The organism is Emticicia sp. CRIBPO, assembly GCF_009905725.1.
GTDB lineage: Bacteria > Bacteroidota > Bacteroidia > Cytophagales > Spirosomataceae > Leadbetterella.
In genome coordinates this window covers 689150-701596 of record NZ_JAAAKV010000002.1, presented here as the reverse complement: position 1 = coordinate 701596, position 12447 = coordinate 689150, and the positions used below count along the sequence as shown (strand labels likewise).

Here is a 12447-nt window from a genome sequence, read left to right as displayed (position 1 = left end):
TGCCAGAATTTAATTATACAATAAGCTTCAGTAGTAATACTGAGGCTTTTTTGTGTTTAAATCTACCAGAGAAAGGAAAAAGGGATCAGAATGGCTCCCAAGGGCCAGTCTGATAGGTTGAAAGCTTCAGTAGAAATACTCAGGCTTTTTGGCGTTTAGAAGGGGCTATAAGACTTAAGTGGGGAATATGAATGGAATTGCTTGAAGATTCTCGTTTAAAGCTAATAAAGTCCGGTCAATTAGTATAGAGATTTGAAATTAGGAGAGGCTTCACCAGTGATGGAGGAGCTTTCGGTGTTTAAGGGAATATGGTTGTTTAGAAGGTCTTTAATTGATCTAAGCCATTATAGAATGCTTTTACGTATTTAATATCGGCAAGAGAGAGTCAACAGGGCTTGACCGGAAAGTGTTTTGGTCGATAGAGAGCAATGAATTTGATAGGATTGAATATCCGGAAAGAATCTGAGAGCTTGTCATAGTTTTTTAAAAGGGCGTAAAAAAGGGTGATAAAAGTTTATCACCCAGGCTTAAGATTTGTATCCCGACCGATTCTGGATCAATAGAAATTTTTACATTCTATTACTTTGACCTGAACAGGTTTGCCGATATTATATACACCCAAATAAACATCTTCATTTAATGAAGCTGAATACGGGAATTTATTTTTGACCCTGTCTATAAAACTGATAGCTTCAGGTTTTGCCTCAGTCAGTATGTATCTCTGATCCTTATCTATGATCTGGAAATAGTAACTGTAATTCCTGTCAAACTTCCCTTTAACGCTTATTTTATAGATTTTTTCTTTATTGTACGCCCACTCTCTCTTTTCGAAATCTTCATAGGTAACTTCGGTTAACTCAAAATCAGCGGCGGTTTGCCTTGCATTGTTATTTATTTCATAATTGATTCTGCTGATCAGTTCCTTAGGATGAAAAATGTCTCTTGATTTCAGGTATTCATAGTTGGCCTGAGAGGGCATATAGAAGTCCTTGACAGAGCTATTGATCATTTTATTTTCAATATTAATGAGTTCGGTGATCTGATTCTTTGCCTGCTCCTGTAAGGCAGGTTTTGTTTTAATAAACCAGATCAGGTTAAGCGAGATTGCCAGAATAAGAACAGCGATTTTCAGGAGGTTGCTTTTTACATAATTAAAGAACAACTGGACATTCAGAATAAAGAGCATCATACTGAAAATCTTGTAGTGGGGAGATAAGACGGAGAAATATCCGGCAAGGAAATAGTTGTACCGCTTCACAAGAATCGCTGCAACAGAAAGCATCACGAAAATGAAAACCAGAGTTTCAAAGTGATATTTTTTTGTCCTGATGGCTTTTAAGAGTACAATCGCAGGGAAGATGGTAAGAAACAACCCTGCGATGAATGTCATAACCAGGCCGGTGTCACCACTGAAAATCTGGAAAATTCCACCGCACAGGATGAAAGTAGCAATGATCAGCTGATAATTATACCTGATGATGAGACCAATGGTACCCTCCCTGTGAGAAGGACTGGCAAAATACACGTAAAGGGCTACCTGGATGATAAATATAGGCAGCAGAACCCGCCAGAAGTTATCTTTTCTGTATAAGGCCAGGTATAGCATCGATAGTACAATGGTAAAAAAGCCGTTGCCATTGGTAAACGGTAGTATAGTCAATGCAACCAGGAGAACAACTTTTTTGCTGGTACCTAACTTTTCTTCATTAAAGGCCAGCAGATAAAATACCAGGAAAGACAGAGCAATGGATGATATCTGGTAGATGGTAATGTCTGATCTGCTGGTACTTTCATATAAACAGGCATTGAATATACAAATACTGGCAATTGCCAGTGCATAAAGGTTTTTACCTCCTGAATAGACTTTATAATAGACCCAAAAAAGAAGGAAAACGAAAAGATTTCCAAAGGCCAGAAGATGGATAAAGTTTATCTGACCTGTTAATTTCTCAAAAATGATCGTTACTGCTCTTAAAAAAGCAGGGATACTTTCATTTTCCGGGAGGAAAAGGTAGAATATTTTCGTTTTGAGTGTATCGGCCTTGTCAAAATAAACAAAGGGTTCCAATATATCTCTGAATTCATCTGAAATGGGATAGTTGATGGCAAACCTTGAAATTTGCAAAATATGGAAAATGATGGGAACAATGATTAGAATCCAAATGCCTTTTTTATTGATAGAATCCATGGAAGAATAAATGAAGTTTATGATATTTTAAAATGAGGCGGCAGGAACTCTGTTATAAAGTTCCTGCCACGTATAGTAAATTAAAACATTACAAAGATATGAAAAAGGACAAATAATACAATTTAAAGGGTGGTGAAAACGCAGGGGTTATTGTATACGAAATGAAGCTTTGGTGCTTCTTTTGTGGTTTGAGATCACTATTTATGGAATTAAGGTAAGTTTCAAACCCTTTTTCTCATTGTTAACATAATATTGTTTTTTTTATATTTCCGATACTGGTTTCCCTAAGCTCTCCTGTATTGTTTTGTCCATTTTGGTTTTAATCTTATGTAGATGATTATCCCGGTAAACATGACTAAACCCGAGGCTAATCCCACCAGTTTATAGAATACCGTCATAGGTTCGCCGGTTTGAGTTCTTACTATTCCCGGTAGCCTCGAAAAAACTTCGGCAGCAAATGCACAATATAAACCGATGACGCTCCAGTACATAAAACTGAAATGAGTTAAAAGGTAGTTTTTGGCCTTTTTCCTGATCACCGGGTATATTCCGATGATCAGTGTAATCGAGCTGACTACGGCAAGCCAGTGGAAAATCCCGAATTTGCCATACAGTTTGTAAATCATGAAGGCGGTCAGGTTTAAAAGTGCCATGGACAGGGCATATAAATACCCGATTTGTTTGTGTCGCTTTGTGCCTTTTGGCGAGCACAGTACCCAAAGGCCTGTGATAAGAGCGATTACCGAAACAACAAGGTGTATAAATCCAGTGGTGCTGCTGACTATATTTTCCATTATATCTGTGCTGTGTTTAGTCAGTTGATTTTGTTTAAGGTCATTTCAAAAAACTGAATCCAGTTGGCCCCATCACGGTTGATCTCACCTTTTTCAACCCACTGTGAGTTGACAAGTCTGATGGTATACCTTATTTCACCGGCCTGCGGACTTTTAAATTTCCATTCGAAAGCACCATCTTCCAGCAGGCGGGTTTCTGCATCCACATAATTGCCATTGCCGCGGATGGCCCGCATGAGGTACCTGTCGCCGGCCTGATCATAAGAAATCAGAGCAAAAGCCTCATGTATAACCTGGGAGGTGTTTTTAGCATCTACTCCCAGACCTTCAATCTGCAACACGGTTCCGTTCACTTTAAACCTGATATCTTCTGTCTGAACGAAAGTATTTTTCTGAGGGCCGAATTGTATCCAGCCATTGCCTTTCCATTGGCCTTCCATGAATCTCAGCTTGTTCATGGCCGCGGTTAACCGGGTATCCGGCTTCATATTGGACTGGCTTACGCCATAAAACAGGATATGGAGGAAAAGAATAGAAAGAATGAAATTTTTCATATTTGTAAAGTAGTTTATAATGTAAACTAAAAAGATAAAAAAATTAAGGTTTTATGTAAGATTGAAGATCATTCACATACTTTTTAAAGGCCTCAGCTCCTGCAAGGGTGATTTTACAGAGTGTGAGCGGATATTTGCCCTTAAAGGTTTTTTCAATACTGATGTAGCCGGCCTGTTGCAGTTTTTCAAGTTGCACACTTAAATTCCCGGCTGTTGCATTGGTTTTTTCTTTAAGGTAAACAAATTCGGCACTTTCGACTCCTGCAAGGATAGACATCACCGCCAGTCTGAGTTGAGAATGTATGATCGGATCTAATTCTTTAAACATCTTTTTGTGCCATATTATATAATAAGTGCCCAGGTATAATGTATGAGATAAATACCACAGCTGCTTCAACCAGAAGCTGATCTTTATACTCGAGCCGAAATGCTATAAAACATCCGATCCATGCAACGACGGCTCCGATAATCTGCGGTTTGAAATTAAAAATTCCGCCGTTGACAAGCAAAGCTATACCATAGAGCAGCAAAATTAAGGGAGTAATCTGATAGCTGATGTATTTTCCGTTGAAAACAACAATAAAAATGCAAATGATGAAGCCCATCCAGAGATAAAAGAGGACTTTGTCAAAATAGGTCCTGACTTTTCTTTCTTTATTTCTCCTGATGCTGATCCATATACTTGCCAGGCCTCCGATGAACATCAGGAACCAGGCATAGCTGGCTTTCTGACCATAACCAGCGGTGAGCAGATAGTAATTTAAAAGACTTGCGATCAGAACAAGGTACCCCCACATGAGAGAGTAATAACTGTCCAGCCTGGTCACTTTCTTTTTAGCCGTTTCAATCATGCTTTCTATGATCTTCAGGCTGTCTTCATGCGTAATTGATTTTTCTTCCATAACAATGGTTTTAAGATTATGCGGACAAAAATAAACTAGTTTATTTTATAAACCAAATGTATTTATCTTTTATTTTGCTGAAGGATAAAGCGTAATATTAATTTTAGAATCATCGATTGGATAAACACTCATTTTTTTTGATATTACGATGATTTTAAAATAGTCGCGAAAATTCCTTCTCAAATATGAATACAGGCTTAAAAAAGACGTTATCACCTCTTTTATTATGGGGACTTGGTGTAGGTTATGTGATCTCCGGTATGTATTTCGGCTGGAACCTCGGACTTGAAAAGGGTGGGGTATTCGGCATGCTGGCCGCCACTGCCCTGGTGATTGTGATGTATGTGAGCTTTAGTTTTTCATACAGTGAACTCGCTTGTGCCATTCCGAAAGCAGGGGGTGGATTTGATTATGCCAACAGGGCACTGGGAAAAGACCTGGGTTTTATCACCGGATTGGCCCAGATCATTGAGTTCGTTTTCGCTCCTCCGGCCATTGCCATTGCTATCGGGAGCTATCTTCATCTTTCTTTTCCGCAGATTCCTGTTATTGTCGCAGCGGTTTCTATTTATCTGATATTTACGGCAGTGAATATTTATGGCGTTAAGGCTGCCGCCACCTTTGAGTTATTTGTAACCGTTCTGGCTGTATTGGAACTGCTGATCTTTGCCGGGGTTACTTTGCCGCATTTTTCTACTACCGCTTTTAAGCAGAACGCCATGGTAAATGGCTGGTCAGGGGCATTTGCAGCCTTGCCGTTCGCCATATGGTTTTTCCTGGGGATTGAAGGGGTGGCGAACGTGGCTGAGGAAACCAAAAATCCTCAGAAAGATATCCTGAAAGGCTTTGGGAGTGCTATGTTCACTTTAGTGGTATTGTGTGTGATTGTCTTTTTTGCTGCGGTAGGCGTTGGGGGCTGGGAGAAAATTGTCTATAGTGCCGATGGGTCTGCTTCTGATTCACCGTTGCCGTTGGCCATGGGAAATGTGGTAAGTACCGACAGCTGGCTGTATCATATGCTGATCAGCATCGGGCTTTTCGGGCTTGTGGCTTCTTTTCACGGTCTGATTCTGGCTTCAGGACGGGCTACAATGGAATTCGGAAGAGTTGGATATGCCCCTAAGGTGCTGGGCAGGATCAGCTCCAGGTTTCATACACCTCATGTCGCTTTAATTATTAATATGGGTTTGGGTATCATTGCTTTGTTTACAGGTAAAACGGGTGAGATCATCACCATATCCGTTTTCGGAGCCCTCACACTCTATATCATATCAATGGCCGCAGTTTTGAAATTACGCCAGAGCGAACCGGAACTGGAGAGGCCTTTTAAGGTGCCGCTTTATCCCGTTCTGCCTGTTCTTGCTTTGGTGATAGGATTGATTTGCCTGGTGGCCATGAGTTACTTTAACCAGACACTGGCTCTTTTATATTTTGGTGTACTGGCTTTTTGTTTTTTACTTTTTAAAATTTTATATCAACCAGATAAAGCATAAATTTGTTTTTCAGGAATCATTGTCCAATAAAAATCAGAACCCATGACTAAGGAAGAAATCCTCTATTATGTCAGAGATTACCCGGCAGGCAAAGTTAAAATTGCCGTGACGGACATTGACGGAGTGTTAAGAGGTAAGTATATTTCTGCTGAGAAGTTTTTATCCATCGCCGAAAACTCTTTTGGCTTTTGTGATGTGGTTTTTGGATGGGACATGGCCGACGTGGCGTATGATAATGCTACTTACACGGGCTGGCATACCGGCTATCCTGATGCCAGTGCCCGGGTTGACCTGACTACTTTCAGGAAGATTCCGTGGGAGAATGACATTCCTTTTTTCCTTGGAGAATTGGTCGAAAATCAGAACGACCAGGTTTGTCCCCGTCAATTGGTAAAGAAAATCGAAAGCCAGGCCGTTGAAATGGGTCTGACTCCTTATATAGCCCAGGAATTTGAATGGTTTAATTTCGAAGAAACCCCTCAGACTGCTGCGGATAAAAATTTTCATGGATTGAAGCCCCTGACGCCAGGCATGTTTGGGTATTCTATTCTCAGAAGTACGCTGAAGAATGAGTTTTTCAGTGATCTGTTTGATCAACTGAAAAAATTCGGAGTTCCGCTCGAAGGCCTTCATACGGAAACCGGGCCCGGTGTTTATGAGGCTGCTATTCAGTATGGGAAAACCATTGAGTCGGCCGACCGGGCGGTATTGTTCAAAACAGCAGTGAAAGAACTGGCTTATAAACACGGGATTATGGCCACTTTTATGGCTAAAATAAGTGAGCAGCTTCCCGGCTGTGGCGGGCATATTCATCAAAGTATCTGGGATAAAGAAGGCACCAGGAATTTATTTCATGATGAAAACGGTGATCACAAAATGAGTGAGCTGATGAAAAGCTATGTAGCCGGGCAATTGCTTTGTCTGCCACATATATTACCTATGATTGCCCCTACTGTAAATTCCTACAAGAGACTGGTTGAAGGAGCCTGGGCCCCGACAACAGTGACCTGGGGTGTCGACAACCGTACAGTCGCTTTAAGAGCCCTGACAGGCGGCAGTAAATCGTGCAGGCTTGAAACGAGGGTTGTCGGAGCGGATACGAATCCTTATCTGGCGATCGCGGCCTGTCTGGCTGCAGGGTTGTACGGCATTAAAAATAATCTGTCGCTTGACCAACCAATGACTGTGGGAAATGGTTATACAGATGAAAGCAACGGGCGTTTTTCTAAAAACCTGATTGATGCTACGATTAAAATGAGAGATTCAAAACTGGCGAATGAACTGCTGGGAGAGGGTTTTGTCAAACATTTTACCCAAACCCGTGAATGGGAATGGCGACAGTTCAGCAAGTCAGTGACCGATTGGGAAATGAAACGATATTTTGAAATAATTTAAACCGGGAGTACCTTATGATTTCTCAATTTAATTTCCCTACCACGATCCGTTTCGGGGCGGGTGTAGTGAAAGAATTGGCCGATTACTTAAAAAAGAATAATTTGTCAAAGCCTTTGGTGGTGACCGATCCTACGGTGCGTGAACTGGGCTTTTTTAAAACGATAACCGCAGACCTGGAAAAGGCCGGGATTTCAGTTGAAATCTTTTCCGACATTCATAAAAATCCTGTCAAATCGGATGTTTATAAAGGATCTGAGGCTTATGACAGCACTGAGCGGGATTCCATCGTTGGTATAGGTGGTGGTGCGGCCCTGGATGTGGCCCGGGCTATTTTGCTGAGAATCAATCACCGCGAAGACCTGTTTAAATACGATGACCTGATCGGCGGAGATGTGTATGTTACCAACGATGTGCCTCATTTTATAACGATTCCAACCACAGCCGGAACAGGGAGTGAAGTGGGAAGAAGTGCGATTATTGCTGATGACGAAACCCATCAGAAGAAAATATTATTCTCGCCGAAACTGCTCGCCAAAGTTGTTTTTGCGGATCCTTTGCTGACTATGGACTTGCCTGATTTTATCACAGCGGCGACCGGAATGGATGCCCTTACGCATAACATGGAAGCTTTTTTAGCCAAAAACTATCATCCGCTTTGTGACGGAATTGCCCTGGAAGGCATCCGTTTGATCCATGAGTCTTTAGAGAAAGCCGTTAAAAACCCGGATGTGGATGCCAGAAGCAAGATGCTGATGGGATCTATGATGGGAGCTATTGCTTTTCAGAAAGGTCTGGGAGTGGTACACTCATTGGCTCACCCGCTTTCGTCATTGCTGGACACTCACCACGGGCTGGCCAATGCGGTGAATATTCCTTACGGGATGAAATTCAACATCGCCGGAAGTGAAGATAAATTCAAAAGAATGGCCCAGGTGCTTGAGCTGAACGATTTGTCGGGCAATGCCGTGGTAGATTATCTGTTTGACCTCAATACCAGGGTCAACATACCTCATAAACTGAGTGCTATCGGGGTGAAGTCTGAACACATAGAACAACTGGCCGACCTGGCGTTTGCAGATTTTGCACACCCGAATAACCCAAAACCTGTGAGCCGCGAGGATTTTAAAAACCTGTATACCGAAGCCCTTTAAGATGTCGCTAAAAATAGGGATTACACAGACAGAGACCAATGCCGTCAATTATCCGAAGTGGATCAAAGGAGATGATGACATCGAGATCATCGATTTGTCTTTTGAAAGGTTTAACCTGGAAGACATAGAGCAGTGTGACGGCATTGTTTTTACAGGAGGTGTAGACTCGCACCCAAAGTATTTTCTTGAGGATTATTCAGTAGATTATCCCAATGCCCCGTCTGAGTTTATAGAAAGGAGGGACGACTTCGAACTGGCCGTGTTGAAAAAAGCTACCGAGGAAAAAATCCCTGTTTTAGGCATTTGCCGTGGCATGCAGCTGATCAATATTTTTTATAAAGGAACATTGCATCTTGATCTTGGAGAGGGTAACCAGGCTCATAAAAAAGCCGATGGTATTGATAAACAACACCCTGTACTGATTAAGGAAGGGTCTCTTTTCAGCGAGATTACCGGAACGCGGGAAGGTTTATCCAACAGTGCCCACCATCAGGCCATAGACCGGGTGGGGCAGGGCCTTGAAGCGGTGGCTTTTTCTCCCGATCAGGTCGTTGAAGCCATTGAGCTGAAAAAACCTGAAGGACAGTTCCTGGTGGCTGTGCAATGGCATCCGGAACGGATACCGGATAAAGAAACCAATCCTCTTTCTAAAAACATCCGTGAAGCTTTTTTAAATGCATCAAAACAAAACTGAATTATGTCTTTATCTATTATAAATCCTGCTGACGGTCAGGAAATTGCCAGTGTTGAAACAGATACCGAGTTTACTTTAGCTGCTAAATTTCAGAGCCTGAAGAATGGTGCCGCTGCATGGAAGAAAACATCTGTGGAAGCGAGAAAAAACATTCTGCTTAAATTTCATGATTTGCTCGACGGTCATAAAGATGAACTCGCTGCTATTCTGACTTCAGAGGTTGGAAAGCCGTTGAGTCAATCCTATAATGAAATCAACGGTGCCAGGGGCAGAATTGCCTGGCTGTGTGAAAATGCTCCCAAATATCTGGCCGATGACTGGATGGTGGAACAAAGCAATATGGGTGAGAAAATTGTCTATGAGCCACTGGGAGTTATCTGTAATATTTCGGCCTGGAATTATCCCTACCTGGTAGGTGTCAATGTGATTGTGCCTGCCTTGCTGGCCGGGAATACGGTCATGTACAAGCCGTCAGAATATGCGACTTTAACAGGCCTTAAAATACAGGAGTTGCTTTTTGAGGCAGGTGTGCTGGCTTCGGCTTTTGAGGTGGCTGTAGGAAAAGGAGAGGTAGGGGCTTCTTTATTGGACCTGGCTTTTGACGGATACTTTTTTACAGGATCTTACAAAACAGGAAATTCGATTTATCAGAAAGTGGCCACGAAAATGGTACCTTGCCAGCTGGAGTTGGGGGGTAAAGACCCGTTGTATGTCACTGACGATGTTGAAGATGTGAAGAGCGTAGCTGCCGGAACTGCAGACGGGGCATTTTATAACAACGGGCAAAGCTGCTGTGCCGTGGAAAGAATCTATGTGCACGAAAAAGTATATGAAGAATATGTTGCTGCATTTGTTGAGGAAGTAAAATCATGGAAATCCGGTACACCGACAGAAGAAGGTGTTTATATAGGAGCCATTACGCGGGCTGACCAGCTGAATGTGCTGGAAAACCAGGTGAAGGACGCACTCAGCAAAGGAGCGAAGCTTCTGACAGGTGGAAAACGTCTGGACCAGGCCGGAAATTATTTTGAACCAACGGTGCTCGTTGATGTGACCCAGGACATGCTCGTGATGCAGGAAGAATCTTTCGGGCCGATTATTGGCATCATGAAAGTGTCTGATGACCATCAGGCCACCTCATTAATGAACGATACGGCCTACGGACTCACAGCATCTGTATATTCTGTTTCACAGGAAAGAGCAGAGGCCATCCTTTCGGAAGTCAACTCGGGTTCAGGCTACTGGAACTGTTGCGACAGGGTTTCGCCGGCTTTGCCATGGAGCGGCAGAAAACATTCCGGATTCGGAGCTACCTTATCGCATGCGGGTTTAAGGGCATTTACCAAACCAAAAGCTTATCACCTGAGAGGAAACTGGCAAAAATGAATTGTCCGGGTAATTTGACGGAGGATAAAGTTTCTAATAAGATACAACACTGGAATTATTAAACACGGCTTGTTGTTGATGTTTTGTTATCCTTTAATCCTTTTGTATGAAATTACTATTACAATACCTCAGCCGTTATAGGTGGCAGGTTGTTCTTGCGTTTGTTTTAGCCGCTATCAATCAGACTTTTTCTTTATTGGATCCTTATATTTTTGGTAAGCTGATAGATGATTTTGCCAAAAAGCCTGGTGAATATGCCCAAAATACTTTTCTCAAAGGTGTGGGGCTTTCGCTGCTGGCCATTATCGGTGTGGCGATGGTGAGCCGTATCGCCAAAACCCTCCAGGATTATGTGGTGAGCATGGTGATCCAGAAACTCGGTGCCCAGGTGTTTACCGATGGTTTGAAGCATACCCTTAAAATGCCTTATCAGCAGTTTGAAGATCAGCGAAGCGGAGAAACGCTTTCCATTCTGCAGAAGGTGCGTACGGACTCAGAGAAGTTTATTACGGTTTTTATCAATGTAGCTTTCACTTCTTTTGTCGGGATAGTCTTTGTGATCGTTTACGTTATCAACATTAACCCTTGGCTGGTTACGGTTTATTTTGCCGGGGCTTTTGCTTTGGGAACGCTGACTAATTTCCTGAGTAAGAAAATCAAGGAAATACAGAAAACCATCGTCAAGGAAACCACTGCATTGGCCGGTACTACCACTGAATCGCTCAGGAATATCGAACTGATCAAAAGTCTCGGGCTGACCAACCAGGAAATCAAACGTCTGAATCTGAATACGATGAAAATACTTCTGCTTGAACTGAAGAAGGTGAGAGGTATCCGCTCTATCAGCTTTGTGCAGGGTACTTTTGTGAATTTTATGCGTCAGGCTATCCTGTTTACCTTGTTGTACCTGATTTTTAAGAATGAAATGTCTATAGGTCAGTTGCTTACCCTTCAGTTTTACTCTTTCTTTATTTTCGGGCCTTTGCAGGAATTCGGCAATGTGATCATCGCCTACAGAGAGGCAGAGGCTTCCCTGAATAACTTTGAAAAACTCCTGGGTACTAAAATTGAAGAAACGCCTGAGTCTCCGGTACATTTGGGAGAAGTGGAAAGTCTGAAATTTGAGAACCTTACCTTTAAGCACCTTACCGCTCATTCACCTGCATTGGAGGATATCAGTTTCGAGGTGGAGAAAGGGGAAACCATTGCATTTGTCGGACCATCCGGTTCAGGAAAAACAACGCTGGTGAAGCTGCTGGTAGGACTTTACAGCGGCGAGCCGGGTAAGATTTCTTATAATGGAATTCCATCAGAAAAACTGAACATTGAAGACCTTAGGTCACAGATAGGCTTTGTAACCCAGGATACCCAGCTCTTTTCGGGTACAATCAGGGAAAATATGCTGTTTGTGAATCCTTCAGCCACAGACGACCAGATTCTGGATGCTTTGCATAAAGCCTCATGCCAGAACCTGCTTCAGAGGGCGGATAATGGCATTGAGTCTGTCATTGGTGAGGGTGGAATCAAGATTTCAGGGGGTGAAAAACAAAGATTGTCTATTGCGAGAGCCTTGCTGAGAGATCCGAAAATATTTGTATTTGATGAGGCCACTTCTGCCCTGGATTCTATCACTGAAGAAGAAATTACCAATACCGTAAAAGAAGTCACCGCCAACGGAAGTTATATTACTGTGATGATCGCTCACCGTTTGAGTACGATCATGCATGCAGACAGGATCTATGTGCTTGAAAGAGGTCAGATCATAGAAGTGGGGCGTCATGCCGAGCTTTTGGAAGAGAAAGGTCTTTATTATGCCATGTGGCGTCAGCAGATCGGTGAACGCAAGGAAGTGAAACAGGCGGTTGTGTGAGAACCCGCATGGTATTTAAA

The 12447-nt window shown here is 42.5% G+C and carries 11 protein-coding genes; 6 read left to right on the top strand and 5 right to left on the bottom strand.

Going from position 1 to position 12447, the window contains the following annotated elements; genetic code table 11:
- Positions 1-556 precede the first annotated feature (556 nt).
- The 5 genes from GVN16_RS06870 to GVN16_RS06850 all read right to left on the bottom strand — a co-directional run bounded on the left by GVN16_RS06870 (position 557) and on the right by GVN16_RS06850 (position 4438).
- A complete protein-coding gene (locus tag GVN16_RS06870; protein WP_166563106.1) occupies positions 557-2188 on the bottom strand; it encodes a hypothetical protein in 1632 nt (543 codons plus the stop codon).
- Positions 2189-2472: 284 nt separating this feature from the next.
- The gene (locus GVN16_RS06865) at positions 2473-2982 is read right to left on the bottom strand and encodes a DUF2306 domain-containing protein (RefSeq protein ID WP_166563105.1); all 510 of its coding nucleotides are present in this window, start codon (positions 2980-2982) and stop codon (positions 2473-2475) included.
- A gap of 20 nt (positions 2983-3002) precedes the next feature.
- Complete coding sequence (locus GVN16_RS06860) at positions 3003-3536, bottom strand: hypothetical protein (protein ID WP_166563104.1); 534 nt, start codon at positions 3534-3536, stop codon at positions 3003-3005.
- Positions 3537-3579: 43 nt separating this feature from the next.
- Positions 3580-3864 (bottom strand): transcriptional regulator, encoded by a 285-nt coding sequence (locus GVN16_RS06855; protein ID WP_166563103.1) that lies wholly within the window; start codon positions 3862-3864, stop codon positions 3580-3582.
- Positions 3857-4438, bottom strand: coding sequence for a hypothetical protein (locus GVN16_RS06850; protein WP_166563102.1), 582 nt, complete (start codon positions 4436-4438; stop codon positions 3857-3859). The genes GVN16_RS06855 and GVN16_RS06850 overlap by 8 nt, the downstream gene beginning before the upstream one ends.
- A gap of 185 nt (positions 4439-4623) precedes the next feature.
- Between GVN16_RS06850 and eat the strand changes: the two genes are divergently transcribed.
- The 6 genes from eat to GVN16_RS06820 all read left to right on the top strand — a co-directional run bounded on the left by eat (position 4624) and on the right by GVN16_RS06820 (position 12427).
- Positions 4624-5931: an ethanolamine permease gene (gene eat / locus GVN16_RS06845; RefSeq protein WP_166563101.1), complete on the top strand. Its 1308-nt coding sequence runs from the start codon at positions 4624-4626 to the stop codon at positions 5929-5931.
- A gap of 42 nt (positions 5932-5973) precedes the next feature.
- On the top strand, positions 5974-7326 hold the full coding sequence (locus GVN16_RS06840) for a glutamine synthetase family protein (protein WP_166563100.1): 1353 nt from the start codon (positions 5974-5976) through the stop codon (positions 7324-7326).
- 14 nt (positions 7327-7340) lie between these two features.
- Positions 7341-8477 (top strand): iron-containing alcohol dehydrogenase, encoded by a 1137-nt coding sequence (locus GVN16_RS06835; RefSeq protein WP_166563099.1) that lies wholly within the window; start codon positions 7341-7343, stop codon positions 8475-8477.
- A gap of 1 nt (position 8478) precedes the next feature.
- Positions 8479-9171, top strand: a complete 693-nt coding sequence (locus tag GVN16_RS06830; RefSeq protein WP_166563098.1) for a gamma-glutamyl-gamma-aminobutyrate hydrolase family protein — start codon at positions 8479-8481, stop codon at positions 9169-9171.
- Positions 9172-9174: 3 nt separating this feature from the next.
- Complete coding sequence (locus tag GVN16_RS06825; protein ID WP_166563097.1) at positions 9175-10557, top strand: aldehyde dehydrogenase family protein; 1383 nt, start codon at positions 9175-9177, stop codon at positions 10555-10557.
- 106 nt (positions 10558-10663) lie between these two features.
- Entirely contained in the window at positions 10664-12427 is a 1764-nt protein-coding gene (locus GVN16_RS06820; protein WP_166563096.1) for an ABC transporter ATP-binding protein, read from the top strand.
- Positions 12428-12447: the final 20 nt, after the last annotated feature.